The sequence below is a fragment of the Nostoc sp. genome, from assembly GCF_036917515.1.
Classification (GTDB): Bacteria; Cyanobacteriota; Cyanobacteriia; order Cyanobacteriales; family Nostocaceae; genus Nostoc.
Genome location: NZ_JBALDE010000225.1, coordinates 23,417 through 41,515 on the forward strand (window position 1 = coordinate 23,417; position 18,099 = coordinate 41,515).

The following is an 18,099-nucleotide window of genomic DNA, read 5'->3' on the forward strand; positions in this document are numbered from 1 at the left end:
TGGTTCTTCTTGCCAGCGATGCAGTTGAAACGCGATCGTCCGAATGATTTTGCGGTTCATAAGCTAATCGGCATTTAAGTTGCATAAAAGCAGGGCTGAAGCCCTTACTACAAGCGAATCATTCTGGAAAAATGAATGACGATTAGCTTAGTAATGGAAGTTGCCAATTAAAACTCGATAGAGATAGACCCTAAAACGTTGAGTGGCGGCTGAGGAACGACTAGGAATCCACCGTAGCTGTTGTAGTATTGTGTATTTCCCAAGTTGTTGATGTTAACCTGCACCTTCCAGTTGTTTCGGCGGTAAAAAATAGAAGCATCTGCCCGGAGATAACTTGCTAACTCAACATCCGTGTTTGGTAGGGATGCTTTGCGATCGTCTACATAAAATAGTCCCAAACCAAACCCAAGCCCTGTTAAACTTCCGGCTTGAATTTCATAGCTTGTCCACAGTCCAAGCTGGTTGGCTGGAACCCCTGCAAGCTTGTCTCCAACAGGAATTGTGACATCTTTATTCACAAATGCGTCAGTATAGGCGTAACCCACTGCAATATTCCAACCTTTAACTGGGCTACCAGTCAGACTGAATTCAACACCTCGGCTTTTCTGCTCACCTGTTTGAATGCTAAATCGGGAATCTTCAGGATCGGTGACTAGTACATTCTGCTTTGTCAAATCATAAAATGCTAAGGTTGTAGATAGTTTGTCAGGAATCAGGTCTGCTTTTAGTCCCACTTCTAGCTGTTCGCCTTTTTCAGGTTCAAATCTAGCCCCCGTCCTGCTAGTGCCATAAATAACAGGATTAAATGATTTGGAATAGCTGAAATAGAGAGAAATGGGTTCAATTGGTTGATAAACAATGCCAACACGGGGGGTAAAAGCGGTATCGGTCTTATCTACGAACCTTTCACCCAGGAAATTTTCTTCGATACTGCGGACTAAATCAAACCGACCACCAGCTAGCAGTTTGAGGTTTCTCAGTAGGGTGATTTGGTCTTGAAAATAGAGACTTACACCATCATTACCATATTCGTCTCCGTTATCAGGGATTAGTTCACTGGGTTTTGCACCATAGACCGGATTGAAGATGTCAATGGAATCAATCGAGCCACTGAAAAACTGATATTTAAACCGCTGTCGAAAGAGTTCAGTACCAAGTAACACGCTATGCTCAACGGAACCTGTATTAAACTTGCCTAGTAACTCATTTTGAATTGTATAATTGCTTGAGAATTCTTCGCTACGGCTGGCACTACGATTGAGGGTGCGGCGATTGTCTTGCAAGCCATCTGGGTAGGTCGTTTTGGGATCGTCACTATTTAAGACAGCAGCAAAAGCATGGCGTAGTTTCCAGCGATCGCTAAATTGGTGTTCCAGAATGTAACTAGCACGTCCAGAGTTAACTGTTGCATTGTTAAAATCCGGTTCTCCTAAAAAGCGGCTAATCGGTATTTGGAAAAATTCTCGTTCAGGTAGAAACGCCCGATCAAAGCCATATTGATAGTTTTGATATTCAAAGAGAAAAGTAATATTGGTGTTCTTGCTAATCTGCCAGGAAAAAGCAGGAGCGACAAAAATACTTTCTGATTCATTAAAATCCCGGAAACTTCCAGCATTTTCGTAAGCTAGGTTCAGTCGATAAGCAGCTGTTTTCTCGGAATTGAGGGGACTCGAAAAATCCAGGGTTGAGCGATAAAAATTGTAGCTGCCAGCAGTAAAGGAAGCCTCGTAGCGCGGCTGTTGCAGCGGTCGCTTGCTGACAATATTGACAATTCCACCTGGATCGTTTTGTCCATATAAAACGGATGCAGGACCTTTGAGAACCTCAAGTCTGTCAATATTGGCAACGTCACTTATATTTTGCGCCGAGCCAAAATCCCGAAACCCATCCCGGTAAAGGGTAGAACCTGTAAAGCCCCGGATGAAGAAGTTGGCGCTGGAACTTCCTCCATAACCACCAGCAGACTGCACCCCTGCTACAGTTTCTGTTGCTTGCTCAGTGCGTGTGACTTGACGATCTTGGATAAGTTGGCGGGGGACGACATCAATAGAAACGGGAATATCGCGCAGGGGGGTATCGGTTTTGGTTGCTGTCGTAGCATCTGGCACTCGATATCCGTCCTGCTCACCCGTCACTACCAATTCAATCGGTTCGTCATCCTGGGCTGTAGATTGTTCTGGCTCGGTTTCATTCCCTGGCTGTTGTGGGGGAGTCGGTTGAGTTTGTGCTTGAGCAGATGAGGCTGGTGTAAAATCAAACACTAAACCTTCTGGGTCGTCAAATAATTCAACCTTTGGACTACTTGCTTCTCCTGTCACTGTCACTCGAATACTGTTAACATCAAGCGCTGTTACAGTTACACTAACAATACCTTTGGTAGGATTGAGAGAGCGAAACTCTTTACCATCTGGTAATTGCAAAACAGTATTCGGGATATCTGCAATCAAGCTATTACCCTCAGTTTTCGCAACAGGTTTGAGTGCTTCTCCAACAGATGTTTGTAAAATTAATTCAATGCCCGTATTTGTGCTGTTGAGCTTAACACCCGTAACTTTCACAACTTGGCTGACAGGTTGCTGTACTAGGAGTGGAGCCAGATTCTTGACAAATTGATGGTTATCTAGTTGCTTTGAGACTTCGCTTCCAGTTGCAGGTTGTATGAATACTGCAATTAAACTAAATGCAAAACTAACTGAACCTCTCACATTCAACCGTCTAGGTTTCATCTAATTTTCTTCCCACAAACCGCTGTAGACAAACTTTGCTAATTAGCTAATTAAAAGAATCTACGTAATTTACCAGGCATAAATCAACTCAGTCACGGAGACTTCGATCCATTGCGGGAGAGTCAGCTTTTAATTTTGAGTCTATAACGTCCACTGCAAAGCAGTTTTGGGTATATTGAAAAAAAGTTAAAATTACTCGAATATTTTTTTTCCTGCTTTACATTCAGAGGGGCTAACACCAAATTTACGTTTAAATGCAGCAGCAAAATGACCAGGATTGGCATATCCCACTGCATTCGCCACCCCAGCTACACGCATTTTTCCGTCTTGCAGCAATTGTCTGGCTATTTCCATGCGATGATTATGCAAGTAACTAAAGACCGTTGTACCAAATACTTCACGGAATCCAATCTTTAATTTATTGTCATTTATACCTACTTTATGTGCCAAATTTAATAGAGAAGGAGGGTTTTCTTGTTGGGAAATTAGAATATCTCGTGCGTAGTGAATCTTCTCAATATCCTTTGGTTTCAAAGTTACAGACTTAATAGATGCATTTTCAATTTTTGTGAGTTGCTCTAATTTTAAAGCAATTAATTCTAGGCATTTAGCCTCTAAATAAATCTGTTTAGTCATGCCTTGAAATGGGCAATTTATAATTTGTTGAAGCGGTAAATACATTGCCGAGGTAAGTTGATTATCTTCAACATAACTTTGTTGACTCTTACCTTCAATAAGTTTAATTAAATCTGGTGGTAGTTCTTGATTTGTAAAGTGTACGAAACTATTTAAAATCTTTGAATCTTTAAGATGTATATCAACTTTTAAAAAATGCTTGTCTCTAAATGAAGTATCGACAAAGGTATTATAACTACCACGGTAAAAATCCCATTGTATAAAATTTTCTTTATCACTTCTATTGAAAGCACGATCTAATCGATTAGAACTATAACTACCTGATAAATTAAAACCAAATTCTATCTCTTCAAATTCATCTTGACCTGCTTCAAATACTATTCCTAAATCATCGTGATATTTCTGATTAATAATCAACAGACTAATATCTCGTAATTCAATCCAGCGCTCGTATCCTATACCAAACTGCTTAGGACATGAGTAGATAATGTCAGAAGAATCTAAAGGATCTGGATACTGGGTATTATTATTACAATCGTACAACTTTTCTTGGTACTCAGCTTGTGAAATAATGTTCGCCATTGATGTTTCAGTATTGCTAGTAAATATAAACTATCATTTATGAAGAAAATTTCTTAACTAGTTATTTGACAAAGTTGATATATAGCGAATTGTAATTGAATGAAGTACATCCCTCCCCTTGACAACATTTAGGAAAAGACGGAAATTTAGGTGATCGCATATATCTGAAACCGGATTTCTTGTCAGAATCGGAATTAGCCTTTGCGCTGCCGATATTCTCTAGGAGTCATGCCAAATTGCCGTTTAAACAGATAGCCAAAATGACTTGTGCTTTCATAACCCACTTGAGAAGCAATTTCTGCAATCGTTAAATTAGTGCCGAGCAATAACTGTTGTGCTTGTTCTAGCCGTAAGGATTGCACATATCTACACACCGTAGTGCCAAAAATTTCTCGAAATCCTCGCTTGAGCTTAAAGTCATTGAGTCCGATTAGCATGGCTAAATTTAGTAGAGAAGGTGGATGCTGGAGCCTTTGATTGAGAATCGCTTTAGCATGATGTAAACGTTCAATTTCATCAGGACGAAAATATAGCGATCGCTCCAATAAAAGATTATTTTCCCCCCACTGAGCAATCTGAAGCGTCAGTAGTTCCAAAACTTTTGCTTCTAAATACATTTGTCTGAGTGTTTCTCGGAACGGACACTGCAATATTTGCCTAAGCACTAACCGCATTGCAGGCGTGATGGCTCCTAATGGTTGATGGAAACGCTCCTTTGTCGGATTTTCGATCAACTGCACCAGCATAGTTGGTAATTCATTAAAGCAACCCTGGAAACTAGAAAGTAAATCAGGATACCAATAAATACTGATACACTGCTTGTGTTGGTTGGCAGTAAAATGCTCAAACTCCCGAATATCAGGCAAATAAAATAAGTAGTTATACCCTGCAACTTCTTCATAATCGTCGCTGACTCCAGGTACATTTGGCGTAGTGGTTCTCATCCCACCAGACAGCAAAAATTTTGATGTTAGAAAAGACGAATCATCGTGTTCGCCCTCAACAATTACTGTTTCAGAAAAATCGCTTTGTTGAATTACTAACTCAAGGTTATGGCGCAGCATAGTCCAGTAACTGCTGCCTTGACCAAACCAGGTAGAAAATTTTACTTTTCCCTGATAGTGATTAAGCTGTATATCATCACATAATTCATTAAAGTTTGTCTCGGTCAAACGAATAGTCATGATAATACTCTCAACTGCTTGTTGAGAATAGTATCTATTAGGAGGTGAAGCGATGTCTAGGACATGCCCTTCTCTACGAGAGGCTGCGCCAACGGGTTCGGGAGTGACGCTCCTGCGTCGCTACCGCTAACGCATACCCTACGGGAAGGCGTTAGCGTTAGCGACGGGAACCGCCAGACGCTCGCGGACTCGCTAACGCTGCGCTATCGCTCTTAGCGTCTCCCCTTGGGAGAAGACTGCGACTCCCTCACCGCTAAGAGCGTCTACGCAACTGAAAATATTATGTAGTAGGTAAGAACGCAAAAAAATATGTTTGAGGCTAAAAATTTATTCTAGTACTAAGTAGTTAATTGCATCTAGCAATACAGATTACTGAATACGTAAGCAAAACTGGCCACAGCCATCGCCCCTTTGAGGTGGGCAGGACACTTTTCAGGAAAAAACTTTGCGATCTATCTACTAAAATTTAAATCAAATCCGCTGTCATTACTAAATCTGTAATTCTGCAACGGCAAGTTGACCTGGAAAATGTCAAAATTAAATGAGTTTTGCACTAGGCGCGTTTGGGTTGATGCAACTTCTTGTAGAGAAGAGAAACTCTTTTGTCACCAAACGCCATTTAATTAGCGCAGATTTGAGATAACTAAGTTGGAATTTATGGGCAAGCAACGTGTTCTTTCTGGAGTTCAACCAACCGGCAATTACCATCTAGGTAACTACTTGGGAGCCATTCGCAACTGGGTAGAAGGTCAGAGCGAATACGAAAATTATCTTTTTGTAGCTGATTTACACGCGATTACAGTACCACACGAGCCAAAACAGTTGGCAGCTGATACCTACACTCTTGCTGCTCTTTATTTAGCTTGCGGTCTTGATTTAAATCACTCTACTATCTTTGTACAATCTCACGTTTCAGCCCACAGTGAACTCACTTGGTTGCTCAACTGCATTACACCTTTAAACTGGCTGCAAGATATGATCCAGTTCAAAGAAAAAGCTCTCAAGCAGGGAGAAAATGTGAGTGCAGGCTTGTTGGATTACCCTGTGCTGATGGCATCTGATATTTTGCTTTACCAAGCGGATAAAGTGCCAGTGGGTGAAGACCAAAAGCAACACTTGGAATTAACACGGGATATTGCAGCTCGCTTAAATCACCAATTTGGTAAACCAGAACAGCCAGTTTTGAAGTTACCAGATCCTTTGATTCGCAAGGAAGGCGCAAGGGTGATGAGTTTGGCGGATGGTACACGCAAAATGTCTAAGTCCGATCCTTCTGAGTTAAGCCGGATCAGTTTGCTAGATTCACCGGAACAGATTCAATACAAGATTAAGCGTTGTAAAACCGATCCGATTCGTGGGCTGACTTTTGACGATCCAGCGCGTCCAGAGTGTAATAATTTGTTAACATTGTATACATTGCTTTCTGGAAAGAAAAAGGAAGATGTCGCAGTTGAGTGTCAAGATATGGGTTGGGGACAATTTAAGCCATTATTGACAGACACAATTATTGACTCCCTGAAACCAATTCAAGAAAAATATCAGGCGATAACGGGTGATAAAGGTTATTTGGAGTCTGTGTTACGGGATGGAGGGGAAAAAGCTAGAGCGATCGCAAATCAAACTTTATCACAAGTCAAAACGGCTTTGGGCTACTCTCTTCCTCTATAAGTTTTCACCTTTAGGTGTGATTTGTTATACCATTTAAGAAACTGAAACCTTAATGTTTATGCATCACACCCACAGCCCCACAGCCTTTAATGACTTTCGCAGAGCTGTACAAGCAGGTGAATTTCTAGTTACCGCCGAGGTAGCACCGCCGAAAGGGGGAGATCCAGCGCACATGATTCAAATGGCGGCGACTCTTAAGGGGAGAGTTCATGCCGTCAATGTTACTGATGGTAGCCGCGCCGTGTTACGGATGTCTTCGTTAATGGCGTCGGTGATTTTGTCACACAATGGTATAGAGCCGATTTGTCAAATTGCTTGCCGCGATCGCAACCGCATTAGTTTACAAGCTGACTTGATGGGCGCTCATGCTTTAGGCATAAATAACATTTTAGCTTTGACTGGCGACCCAGTAAAAGCAGGCGATCATCCAGATGCCAAAGCAGTGTTTGACTTGGAAGCTGTGCGATTGCTGCAACTGATTCGGAAGATGAATCAAGGCGTTGATTGCAATGAAAAACCCTTGACTGATGGAGCGTTAGATTTATTTGTTGGTGCAGCAGTAGATCCGCAATGTAAAAGTTGGTCGGGTTTGCAAAGTCGATTTGAACGCAAAATCGAAGCTGGAGCGCAGTTTTTTCAAAGTCAGTTGATTACCGATTTTGAGCGGCTAGAAAAGTTTATGGACACAATCGCCGCTGGTTATAAAAAACCGATTTTGGCAGGAATATTTTTGTTGAAATCAGCCAAAAATGCCCAGTTTATTAATAGATGTGTTCCGGGTGTAGATATTCCCCAATATATTATTGATAGATTGGCAAAAGCCAAAGACCCTTTTGAGGAAGGGATAAAAATTGCTGCCGAACAAGTGCGGATAGCGCAGCAATTGTGTCAAGGGGTTCACATGATGGCGGTGAAACGAGAAGATGCGATCGCGTCGATTTTAGATTTGGCTGGGATTGCTCCAGTTAATCAGTTGGTATCCAAGTAAAGAAGATAATTAATCTTTTATGAAAGCAGATGGCTGTTCCCATCTGCTTTTTTATGGTGAAACAGATACATCTAGACTATTTTTGATAGATTTTCAATATCCAATTTTCGCTTGACTAAATCCAGGTGCTTGGGTCGGTGGTTTTCATACTCCCGAATATACCTATTTCGGTACATTTAAGGGTTGGGTAAATCAATCAAATAGGAATAACTATTAAAACATTAGTATCCATGAGATAGCAGTCTTACTTTGAGACAAACTATCAGAAATTGCTACAGGATAAACAATATAGCAATTTGTGGTAAAACAATTAGAGCTATCAAAAGCAATAAGCTCAAATACAATGACAATACTGCCGCAATGTAACTATTCACATCTGAAGCAGGAACTAAATAGATTTTTGCGTCAATCATTTCAAAAAACTTTCTGGGGAATTGTCTGTTTAATAGTTCTGTTTGGTGTTGGTTTGGTGTCTGTAAAAGCGGTACAGCCATTACGTAAGCCTCCCCTGTGGCAAGTTTATCAGCAGTCACTCAAGTCAGCCAAATATGTTGACTTAACTCATGCGATCGCTCCGGCAATTCCTGTATGGTCAGGTTTTGGTTCATCAAAGTTTGCGCCTACCATTAACCCAAAAACGAGTGAGCCATACACTTACCAAAAGGATGGATTTGAAGCAACTGATTACGATTTATCCACCGATCAGCTAGGAACCCAACTAGATCCACCTGCTCACTGGAACCCTGACTATCCAGCTATCGATGAGTTACCAGCGACCTTTGCTGTTCGTCCTCTAGTAATAATTCCGATCCAGGATAAAGTTGCCAAAGACCCCAATTACCATTTGAGTGTCAAAGATATTCAGGATTGGGAACGCAAACATGGCAGGATTCCCCAAGGCTCAGTTGTGTTTGTTCGCTCTGACTGGTCTTCATCATGGCCAAACCCCGAACTAGCTAGAAGAACTAAGTTTCCTGGGGTGAAACTAGAAGCTTTGCAGTTTCTGCACCTTGAGCGCAAAATTCTTTTCCACGGACATGAACCCCTTGATACAGACAGCACCCCAACACTGGAAGGAGAAGCTTGGTTGTTGAAAAATGGATATACCCAAGCGGAGGGTGTTGCAAATCTAAATCGTGTACCAGAAACAGGCGCATTGATCTCTATTGGATATCCTAAATTCAAAGGAGGTTTAGGAGGTTATGCACGTTACATTGCTATCTGTCCGCCAGACTGGAAATACGGCGTTTCAGTAGGTCAAATGCCAGAGTCTCCCCTGCAAAAAGCAGATAAACCCCTGCACTGGGATACAAAATTAGGTGTACGGGTACGGTAAAAGGAAGCAATAACTCAATTGCTTCCTCTCTACGAGACGCTGAACCTGAACGCGAACGTTTGAATAAAAAACGTACTAGAAAACAAATAGTAAATGTGCGTAGGCGTAGCCTGTCGTAGATATCGCCTCTTTTACATTTAGTTTCACTAAACCAGAAGCATCGCACTTAAAACCTGGGTTACATCTTACCGTGTTGCAGCACTTGTTGTAGATGTTGACGAATCTCTTGTGCGTGTTCAATATCAGATTGCCGCAATTTTTGGAACAATTCTACACAAGGCTGAGAACCTGCTTGTTCTGCATCTTTGATGTAGGTATCGTAAGCTTTAACAGCTTCAGCTTTATTGTGCAAAACGGTGACAAAATCATACTCCAAGTCGCTAATCGCTGTTTGAGATTGTCCATTACCTGTATTTGTAGCCATTGCTTGAACCTCTTTTAGAATTTCTAATTAACCTTATACTCACCCTTAAAGAGCGATTCATCTTCCAAAAAGAGTATATTTCAATACGTCGTAAGTACCTTGCGAAAATAGGTTATATAAATAAATTTGTAATTCATAATTAATAGTCGTTACTCTGTAGAAAGAGATTGGACAGACAAGGGAGAAAAATCCCCCTCATCTCCCTTACCTCCTAACTCCCCACTCCGTATTTTCATAAGAATTTATCCAAGAGGTTGATTTTCTTCACATTGACGTGAATACTGAAATTCCAACTCGTTTTGCCGTTCCATACCTCCTTTATAGACAATCGGACAAAGCTTAGTGTTAGCGCTCATACAATCCATGTGCGGCGTTTTAGCACAGACTACGAGTAGTCCACCCAGAACAAACAACAAACCACAAATTGCAAGCGTATTAATCCAAGAAATTTCTAGCGCTCCATGAACTACTATCTCACGCAATAGAGATACAATTGTTACCTCAACTGCTACTCCTACTGAGATACTATGTTCTTGCAAATAGACCATTAATAGTCGGAATAACTCGACTAAAATCAACACAAATAGTATTTTGGCAGTCACATGTTTATAATCCAGTTGCTGCATAATGGCGATAAATAATCCCCACAATTGGATCAGCATGACGGCGAACAATCCCAAACACAAGACAATCACTATTAGGTCTTGAAAGGCTTCCATGTTGCGAACAATTGAGTGCCGATCGAGCCAGCGATCGCTAAATAAAAATCGACTTTTCTGGCGCTTTTGCATGTATATTTTTCCAATCGAGACAAGTTCAGACAACACCAGCGAGTCAACCCAATAGTTTTATCTTAAGCAATATTAAGTTTTTCTGCCTCAGCGAGGTTGGTAATTTAAATTTTGTGCTTGTTGCAACAATTGCTCAGCGTTTTTCGCCCACTGAGGATTTTTTTGAGTATTGTATAAATCTCTGGCAAATTGCAATACTTGTACTGCATCGCCATATTGCTGTAACTGGATAAAAACTAACCCAGCACCATAATAAGCATTGGGATAGTTAGAGTTAGCTACGGCTGATTTTCTAAAAGCCTCTAATGCCTCTTGTAATTTACGTTGTTGAAAAAAAATCGAGCCGAGATTGTAGTAAGCTTCTGGATACTTGGAATTAATTTTTAATGCCTGATAAAATGCACTTCTTGCTTGCTCAAGTTTACCTTGTTGGAGATAACACATCCCTATATGGTAAGGAGGTTCTGGTGCATTTTTACTATATTCTACGGCTTTTTTAAAAGATGCGATCGCTTGTTCGCAATTTCGTTGCTGTTCTCGTACCAACCCCAAGTTATAGTGAGCAAATCCTAGCTTGGGATCGAGTTCTAAGGCGTGTTGCAAATAATCGTTAGCTAACTTTAAATTATTCCCTTCTAATAACGCTCCGCCTAAATTAGCAAAAGCTGGAGCAAATTTCGGATCGGCTTGTGTCGCTCGATAAAATGCATCGGCAGAGGGTTGTAATTGTCCGGTTTGTCGGAGTGCTAGCCCTAGATTATAGTGTGCTGGTGCTAATGTCGGATTTAGTTTAGCTGCTTGTTTAAAAGCGGCGATCGCATTTTGTACCTTTCCCGCCTGAATTGCTTGTAAGCCTTGGTTTAACCAGTCTACAGCAGTTTTAGGATTAGATTGTGCCAACTTGGAGGCGACAGAAGGAGATAGAGCAAGAGAGGGGGAAGAAATACTCATAATCAGCAAAGTCAAACTTACTAACCCTGCTATGCGATATTTAAAGAATGATAATCTCATTGATTTTCTGACTCGCAACACTTTCAGTTAAATTTACTTCAGAAAAAGTTTTTTACAAAAGTTTTTGATTCGGAATAAAAATTTGTGAAACTTAACTTTTCTTAAGTTAAATCTTACGACAGGCTACAATTTTTTTAACTTTGGATTAAAGGGAGGATAATAACGAATTAAAGAAGGGGTAATTTTGACTCCAGAGAACCATTTTTTTATCCCTTGATATATACAGAATCATGCGGTTATGAATTAATTACCGCAAGGGAGGTTTTTATGAACGAAAAAGTAAAATCGGGTTCGCGGAACGTTGCAATTGTTGGGCCTTATTTAAGTGGAAAAACCACTTTACTAGAAAGCTTGTTATTTGTCACAGGGGCAATTTCCCGCAAAGGCAATGTTAAGGACAGCAATACAGTGGGAGATAGTGCAGCCGAGTCGCGCGATCGCCAGATGAGTGTAGAAGTCAGCGCCGCTAGCACTGAGTACAACGGCATTCACTTCACTTTTATTGACTGTCCGGGAAGTATAGAATTTGCCCAAGAAACATACAATGCTTTGATCGGAGTGGATGCAGCAATTGTAGTTTGCGAACCCATCCGCGAGCGAGTCCTCACCCTTGCCCCTCTATTTAAATTCCTAGACGATTGGGAAATTCCTCACCTCGTCTTCGTCAACAAAATGGATCGGGCAAATATTCACGTCCTAGAAACGTTACACGCCCTGAAAGCAGTATCTAGCCGTCCCCTGGTAGCGCATCAATATCCCATTATGAACGGGGAACAACTCATCGGCTTTATCGATATGGTGAGCGAACAGGCATATAAATATCATCCAGGCGCACCTGCTGACCCCATTCCCTTCCCCGAAAGTTTAAAAGAAGAAGAACATACAGCGCGCGCAGAAATGCTCGAAGCCTTAGCAAATTTTGACGATCATTTACTCGAAGAACTTTTAGAAGACATCGAACCATCCCAAGAAGAAATCCTTAAAGATTTAAAAATGGAATTAGGGGCAGATTTGGTAGTGCCCGTTTTCTTTGGTGTGGCAGAACAAGATTATGGTGTTAGACCTTTATTAGAAGCTTTGTTACGAGAAGCCCCCGAACCAGAAACCACAGCAGAACGTCGTTTAAAAAATTTAAAAGGTGATAAACCTCTAGCGCAGGTATTAAAAACTTTCTACACTCCCCAAGGTGGCAAACTCTCTTTGGTGCGTATTTGGCGGGGCAAATTAACTGATGGCATTGTCCTTAATGGCATTCGCACTGGTGGGATTTACCGCCTGATGGGACAACACCAGCAGTTCGTTAATGAAGTTGGTGCTGGTGAAATTGTCGCATTGAGCCGTTTAGAAGGCATTAAGACAGGGGATACAATCTCTACAGAACAGCAAACGGCAATGGAATTACCCAAAGCCGTACAGTTAGAACCTGTATATGCCCTCGCCATTACACCAGAAAAGCGCAACGATGAAGTTAAACTCAGCAGTGCTATTACTAAGTTGTTAGAAGAAGATTCTTCACTTGCTTGGGAACAACACGGCGACACCCACGAAGTAATTCTTTGGGGTCAAGGCGAGATTCATTTGCAAGTTACCTTAGACAGATTGCGCCGCAAATATAACTTGCCGATGACAACCCACTTACCGCAAGTACCTTACAAAGAAACCATCCGCAAAACAGTGGCTTCAGTTCATGGACGCTACAAACATCAAAGCGGTGGTCACGGACAGTTTGGTGATGTTTTTCTCGAAATCAAGCCCCTACCACGCGGTACAGGTTTTAACTTTAATGAAACTATTGTCGGCGGCGTGGTTCCTAAACAGTACATTCCTGGCGTGGAAATGGGCGTGCGAGAATTTTTGACACACGGGCCTTTGGGCTTCCCAATAGTTGATGTGGCGGTAACTCTGACTAATGGTTCGTATCACAACGTTGACAGTTCTGAACAAGCTTTTAAGCAAGCTGCCCGATTGGCAATGCAAACGGGAATACCCCAAGCAGAACCTACCCTGTTAGAACCGATTTTGCGGGTAGATATTACCACACCGAGTGAATTTACCTCCAAAGTGCTGCAACTGTTGAGTGGTAGACGGGGGCAAATTTTAGGCTATGAGGGGAGAAACGATTGGCAAGGCTGGGATAATGTCTCTGCATACTTGCCACAAGCAGAGATGCAGAATTTTATTGTAGAGCTGCGATCGCTCACTCTTGGCGTTGGTTCCTTCCACTGGGAATATGACCATCTCCAGGAAGTGCCAGAAAAGCTTGCCGAACGTGTCATTCACAGCAATGGTAATGGTAGTAATGGCAACGGCAAGTAATTTTAGATTTATTCTGAAATCAAAGCCCTGCACTTTTAAATGTAGGGCTTTTTGTTAATGAATATTTAATACGCTTTGAACGTGCTGTTGAAACGCTAATCCTTCTTTACCCCAACGCTTTTGTAATTTTTGTATATTTTCCAATTTTATTGCTTTCCCAAATCGAGGAAAATGAATGGAACAATCAAATACTTTGTCGTTTTCTGGGGGATGCTCCCAATTATCGGTCATCCAAACCACCTGCACAATACGATAAATATTAAATTCATCTTCAGCATTTGTGTCGCGATAAAGTTGATCGTTTAGCATTTGAACAATATGCGTTACTTTTCTATGTTGTCTTAAAATCATCAATTCTGCTTCTAGTGGGTATCTGGCATTGTTTTCGTCTTTACCTTTTAAATTTCTCCAATGTAAAGCAAAAATCTTTAAATCTGGATATATAGTATCTATATTTTTATAAGCCCAAATTTCACCATCTATAGGTGTTATATTTTTAGTCCAAATTAATCTATCTAAATTCATAAATATTTCTCAATTTTGTTTTAATAGAGAAGCTTCAGTTATAGTTTTCCCTAAAAACTTGCTAAAGTAACAAAACTTCGTTATTCAAAATTTAAAAGTTGTCAGTTGTTCAGTAAGACAACAACTGACAACTTATTATTGATATTAGTTTATTGCTGGTTCTGAGTTAATCAAACTTGTCTGATTTTGAGCTAAAGGTGTCCAATAGCTGGCAATTAAGGCAACGATGAGCCACCAGAGGGTATTGACTTCAGGACGATACCAAACAGTATCTACGGTGCCGTGAGCTAGCATACCCAACAAAATAGCGATCGCTCCTATTAACCAAAATCCCTCTAAACTTCTAATTTGTCGCAATCGTCGTACTTGCAAAAGTGCCGTATTAAATGTGACAATTAGTAGCCAGAGAAAGCAGGCTAAACCAACAAAGCCTGTTTCTACAGTCACTTCAAACAATATCGAATAGGCGCTCAAAGCAGTGTAACGAGGGCGTTGGTAGAGGGGATAAACTTTATTAAAAGAGTTGTGACCAGGCCCAATGCCGAAAATCGGGCGATCGCGAATCATCTCAAAAACAGCATCCCACACATTTCGGCGAAAATTATTACTGCTATCTTTACGGTCGGCAAAAATACTAAACACTCGCAGCCGCACTGGCTCTACAAATATCACTGCTAGCAGCAATATACCAATCAAACCTCCCAAGACAATCGGTAGTGACCAAGTACGCCAAAAACGAGGCATTTCCACGCTTTTCCAATAAACTAGCAATGCCATCACAGCCAAAACTGACACCACTAGTCCAATCCAACCGCCACGACTAAAAGTTAGAATTAGGCAAGAACTATTGACAATTAGCATCGTTAATGCGAGAGCTTTCTTAGGCCAGCTTTGCCATGCAAAAATTGCCACTAAGCTAAAAATTACTGCTGGTAACAGGTATCCAGCCAATAAGTTGGGATTGCCTAAATAACTGTAGACTCTTGTAGTCTTAGACATAGGAGATTCTGGATCAACCCAAGTTGCCAGTGCTGTGGCTCCAAAAAACCATTGCCGCAACCCATATACACTAACAATTAACGATACGTGCAGATAAAGGATGATAATCCAAGAACGGAGGCGAGGCGACCTTAATACCCTGGCACAAAGGACAAATAATAGCAAATACAAGGTCAAGGTTCCCAAGTCGTTAAGTGCCGCCTTTTTCACTGGTGATAATGCTGTTGCGACTGCGGCAACTCCCCAGTAAAGCAATACCAGCAAATGAATGGGAGTGACTGACGAGACATTTGCTGGTGTTACTTCATCAGATAAAGTCAACAACAGCCAAAATCCGACACAAGCCACCAGTAAAAAACCCACCAATGTACTCGAAGCAAAAGGTGCTAAAGCATATATTAAGCTGAGTAAAGCCGCTGCAATCGCATCTCCCCACTGGAGTAAGACGCTAGTTTGCCGCCAAGAACTTAGTAGTCCCACCAGAGAGCGGTGTACATAGCTGGTAGCAAGATATTCTTTGAGCGGTAAAGTTGATAGAGTAAATCGTTGCCAGACTAAATTCATAAAAAACATTGCGATCGATTAGCCTGCCGACGCAGAACTTGGAATCGATCATAATGCCTATAGCTATAAAAAGGTAATAACAGAGATTGCAGATCGCGTGATGGCGCTCTTATTCTTAGCCATCAGCCAATACGAAGTTAAGATAATTCTTCATATACTTAGTACAGCTTGATGTAAAATGGTGGCGAATTGAGGGTTGAAATTTAAAGGTATAGGTAAGCGCAGAAGCACATAGAGAATTCGCTATGAATTAATGAAATATAGATAGAAAATACGTCTTTCCCAATCTCCATTACCCCTTATCCCCAGAGGGGACCCCACCTTCCCCAATCCCCACAATCAGACATCGCTAATTGCTGGTGAGGAAGTCGCCAGTTGGAGCGGCAAAGAAAGCACATAACGATATCCTGACTCTGGTGAACCTTGAATCAAAATATGTCCGCCATGCAATTCTGCCAGCTGACAACTTAATAATAAACCCAAGCTTTCACGAGAAAGATTTCCATGTGATTTAGCTAAATTTATACCTGAACTAGTAGCAAAGAAATTTGAGTGGGAATCACTCAGGTTTTTGGAATTCTCTACTGCTACTGATGAAGTATCTAGTTGCTCTTGTCTGTCTGTATAAGTATTGTAAGTTGCTATCTCACCTGTAAGCTCCAGTAACGACAAAGAATTGAGACGGAAGTAAGGATCAACCTCAGTTATGCCGTCTCCTAACCAGGGATGGGAAACCCAAATGGTAATATTGAGCGTATCTTCTTTGTAAGAAACATGAATGCGAACAATGCTACCTGTAGCCGAAAGTTGAATCACACTGAAAACCAAGTGATAGAGAATTTGCCGCACTTTGTCTTTATCTAAAGGGCAAATGCGACTGCGTCCCGGTTCTATAGACAGGCGAACATCTTGCTCGCGGCGATTAGCTACTTCTTCAAGGGTATTGATAGCTTGTTGGCATAGCATTTCAATATCCACGGGAGCTAGATTTAGCACAGTTGAGTTTTCATCCATAGCTCCAAGTTCGGTAATTTCGTTTACTAGGGAAAGTAAGTACCGACCACTATGTTGGATAATTTCCAAATATTCTCTCTGCTTAGTTGTCAAAGGCCCATAAATCTCACGTCCTAAAACACTAGCCATACCGAGTACAGATGTTAAGGGCGTGCGTAACTCCTGAGTTAACTGACTCAAAAGTTCTAGCTTCAGTTGCTTAGTAGAAACAGAGTCGCTATCTTTGGTAGATGCAGTGATTTTAATCTCAGTGTTACGTTCTTCATTTAGTGAGAATATCGGAACGTTCTTGGAAGCGCTTGATTCGAGTTTCCCTTGCAGGAGTCGGTTACGTTCAAATTCACTCATGCTCCAACGAGCGATGATTTGTAAAAACTCAATGTCTTGGGGTGTAAAATTGCGTGGCACTAAATCCATTACCGCCAATGCACCCAAATAATGTCCCTCAGCATCAATCAGTGGCGCTCCTAAATAAGCACGAATACCATAATCTTGCACTAACTTGCTGCTAGCAAGTACTGGATCTGTAAGTTTATGCGTATCATTAATTACAACTACTTGAAAGCTATCTACTACCTGAGTGCAAAATGACTCTCGGCGTAGTAGTTGGCGGCTTTGTGCCAAATGATTCATTAATCCCAGCCTAGATAAGCCCACCGCCGACTTGAACCAGTGGCGTTCTTGATCCACAAATCCCAATATGGAAATTGGTGCTTCCAAAAAGCGGGCGGCAGTCTGTGTGGCTTCTTCAAAAACCGGAATTGTTTCTGCTTGCCGCAAACCTAAATCTGACAAAGCTTTGAGGCGTTGCTGTTCTCTTGATTCATGAGAATCCCAACCATCCTTTAGGGCAAATAATTTATTTTCAGGCTCTATCATTGCCACTGCTACCTTAATAATTTCTCGATTCTGTAATTGATCCAAGTCCTATTTCTAGGTTATCAATTGCTATTTTTAAGCATTCCCTAATTTTGCCTCTGATAAACAAATTTAAGGCAAAAATTTTTTCTCCCTTCCATTAAGCCAAGATGTGGTGTCTGCTAGTTACTAGCTACTGATGCTGAATCTTGTTTATTCAGCACTGGTGTAGTCTTTATTGCTTAAAATTTTGCAATCAGACTACGTTAGATTTAGATTCAGCCAGGGTAAGCTAATGCTAAGGATACAATACAAAGGGGCTGTCATTCTTTATGTATATAAGGGAAAATTTTTACTGTGACATTCAAAGTAAATTTACTTAAAAAACTCTATATTAGTATAATTAAATGTAGCCATTTTACTGATAACAGCTAGCACTTAGAGATGATAATGCTAGTGCAGGATGACGTAAATAAT

General features: G+C 41.1%; 13 protein-coding genes. 4 read left to right on the plus strand and 9 right to left on the minus strand.

Going from position 1 to position 18,099, the window contains the following annotated elements; translation table 11 throughout:
* Positions 1 to 167: 167 nt before the first annotated feature.
* From V7K89_RS29490 to V7K89_RS29500, 3 genes are all read right to left on the minus strand, one after another.
* Positions 168 to 2,726 (minus strand): TonB-dependent siderophore receptor, encoded by a 2,559-nt coding sequence (locus V7K89_RS29490; protein WP_335193629.1) that lies wholly within the window; start codon positions 2,724 to 2,726, stop codon positions 168 to 170.
* Positions 2,727 to 2,918: 192 nt separating this feature from the next.
* On the minus strand, positions 2,919 to 3,944 hold the full coding sequence (locus V7K89_RS29495; protein ID WP_335193631.1) for a helix-turn-helix transcriptional regulator: 1,026 nt from the start codon (positions 3,942 to 3,944) through the stop codon (positions 2,919 to 2,921).
* Positions 3,945 to 4,138: 194 nt separating this feature from the next.
* Complete coding sequence (locus V7K89_RS29500; RefSeq protein WP_335193632.1) at positions 4,139 to 5,128, minus strand: AraC family transcriptional regulator; 990 nt, start codon at positions 5,126 to 5,128, stop codon at positions 4,139 to 4,141.
* A gap of 657 nt (positions 5,129 to 5,785) precedes the next feature.
* Between V7K89_RS29500 and trpS the strand changes: the two genes are divergently transcribed.
* From trpS to V7K89_RS29515, 3 genes are all read left to right on the plus strand, one after another.
* Positions 5,786 to 6,796: a tryptophan--tRNA ligase gene (trpS, locus tag V7K89_RS29505; protein WP_335193634.1), complete on the plus strand. Its 1,011-nt coding sequence runs from the start codon at positions 5,786 to 5,788 to the stop codon at positions 6,794 to 6,796.
* A gap of 58 nt (positions 6,797 to 6,854) precedes the next feature.
* On the plus strand, positions 6,855 to 7,784 hold the full coding sequence (locus V7K89_RS29510; RefSeq protein ID WP_335193636.1) for a methylenetetrahydrofolate reductase: 930 nt from the start codon (positions 6,855 to 6,857) through the stop codon (positions 7,782 to 7,784).
* 343 nt (positions 7,785 to 8,127) lie between these two features.
* The gene (locus V7K89_RS29515; protein ID WP_335193638.1) at positions 8,128 to 9,120 is read left to right on the plus strand and encodes a cyclase family protein; all 993 of its coding nucleotides are present in this window, start codon (positions 8,128 to 8,130) and stop codon (positions 9,118 to 9,120) included.
* Positions 9,121 to 9,298: 178 nt separating this feature from the next.
* Here the strand turns inward: V7K89_RS29515 and V7K89_RS29520 are convergent, their stop codons facing one another.
* From V7K89_RS29520 to V7K89_RS29530, 3 genes are all read right to left on the minus strand, one after another.
* Positions 9,299 to 9,544, minus strand: coding sequence for a hypothetical protein (locus V7K89_RS29520; RefSeq protein WP_335193640.1), 246 nt, complete (start codon positions 9,542 to 9,544; stop codon positions 9,299 to 9,301).
* Between the two features lie 242 nt (positions 9,545 to 9,786).
* Complete coding sequence (locus V7K89_RS29525; protein WP_335193642.1) at positions 9,787 to 10,335, minus strand: phosphate-starvation-inducible PsiE family protein; 549 nt, start codon at positions 10,333 to 10,335, stop codon at positions 9,787 to 9,789.
* Between the two features lie 87 nt (positions 10,336 to 10,422).
* A complete protein-coding gene (locus V7K89_RS29530) occupies positions 10,423 to 11,346 on the minus strand; it encodes a tetratricopeptide repeat protein (RefSeq protein ID WP_335193644.1) in 924 nt (307 codons plus the stop codon).
* A gap of 267 nt (positions 11,347 to 11,613) precedes the next feature.
* On the opposite strand from V7K89_RS29530, the gene V7K89_RS29535 reads away from it, so the two are divergent.
* The gene (locus tag V7K89_RS29535; protein ID WP_335193646.1) at positions 11,614 to 13,662 is read left to right on the plus strand and encodes an elongation factor G; all 2,049 of its coding nucleotides are present in this window, start codon (positions 11,614 to 11,616) and stop codon (positions 13,660 to 13,662) included.
* A 54-nt stretch (positions 13,663 to 13,716) separates the two neighbouring features.
* Here V7K89_RS29535 and V7K89_RS29540 read toward each other — a convergent pair whose 3' ends face one another.
* The 3 genes from V7K89_RS29540 to V7K89_RS29550 all read right to left on the minus strand — a co-directional run bounded on the left by V7K89_RS29540 (position 13,717) and on the right by V7K89_RS29550 (position 17,643).
* On the minus strand, positions 13,717 to 14,187 hold the full coding sequence (locus V7K89_RS29540) for a hypothetical protein (RefSeq protein WP_335193648.1): 471 nt from the start codon (positions 14,185 to 14,187) through the stop codon (positions 13,717 to 13,719).
* A 144-nt stretch (positions 14,188 to 14,331) separates the two neighbouring features.
* On the minus strand, positions 14,332 to 15,750 hold the full coding sequence (locus V7K89_RS29545; RefSeq protein WP_335193651.1) for an IctB family putative bicarbonate transporter: 1,419 nt from the start codon (positions 15,748 to 15,750) through the stop codon (positions 14,332 to 14,334).
* A gap of 339 nt (positions 15,751 to 16,089) precedes the next feature.
* Positions 16,090 to 17,643: a GAF domain-containing sensor histidine kinase gene (locus V7K89_RS29550; RefSeq protein WP_335193723.1), complete on the minus strand. Its 1,554-nt coding sequence runs from the start codon at positions 17,641 to 17,643 to the stop codon at positions 16,090 to 16,092.
* Positions 17,644 to 18,099: the final 456 nt, after the last annotated feature.

Coding starts and splice junctions, on each gene's coding strand:
- V7K89_RS29525 (WP_335193642.1), bottom strand. CDS start 10,335: ATGCAAAAGCGCCAGAAAAGTCGATTTTTATTTAGCGATCGCTGGCTC.
- V7K89_RS29520 (WP_335193640.1), bottom strand. CDS start 9,544: ATGGCTACAAATACAGGTAATGGACAATCTCAAACAGCGATTAGCGAC.
- trpS (WP_335193634.1), top strand. CDS start 5,786: ATGGGCAAGCAACGTGTTCTTTCTGGAGTTCAACCAACCGGCAATTAC.
- V7K89_RS29515 (WP_335193638.1), top strand. CDS start 8,128: ATGACAATACTGCCGCAATGTAACTATTCACATCTGAAGCAGGAACTA.
- V7K89_RS29490 (WP_335193629.1), bottom strand. CDS start 2,726: ATGAAACCTAGACGGTTGAATGTGAGAGGTTCAGTTAGTTTTGCATTT.
- V7K89_RS29510 (WP_335193636.1), top strand. CDS start 6,855: ATGCATCACACCCACAGCCCCACAGCCTTTAATGACTTTCGCAGAGCT.
- V7K89_RS29550 (WP_335193723.1), bottom strand. CDS start 17,643: ATGATAGAGCCTGAAAATAAATTATTTGCCCTAAAGGATGGTTGGGAT.
- V7K89_RS29540 (WP_335193648.1), bottom strand. CDS start 14,187: ATGAATTTAGATAGATTAATTTGGACTAAAAATATAACACCTATAGAT.
- V7K89_RS29500 (WP_335193632.1), bottom strand. CDS start 5,128: ATGACTATTCGTTTGACCGAGACAAACTTTAATGAATTATGTGATGAT.
- V7K89_RS29530 (WP_335193644.1), bottom strand. CDS start 11,346: ATGAGATTATCATTCTTTAAATATCGCATAGCAGGGTTAGTAAGTTTG.
- V7K89_RS29495 (WP_335193631.1), bottom strand. CDS start 3,944: ATGGCGAACATTATTTCACAAGCTGAGTACCAAGAAAAGTTGTACGAT.
- V7K89_RS29535 (WP_335193646.1), top strand. CDS start 11,614: ATGAACGAAAAAGTAAAATCGGGTTCGCGGAACGTTGCAATTGTTGGG.
- V7K89_RS29545 (WP_335193651.1), bottom strand. CDS start 15,750: ATGAATTTAGTCTGGCAACGATTTACTCTATCAACTTTACCGCTCAAA.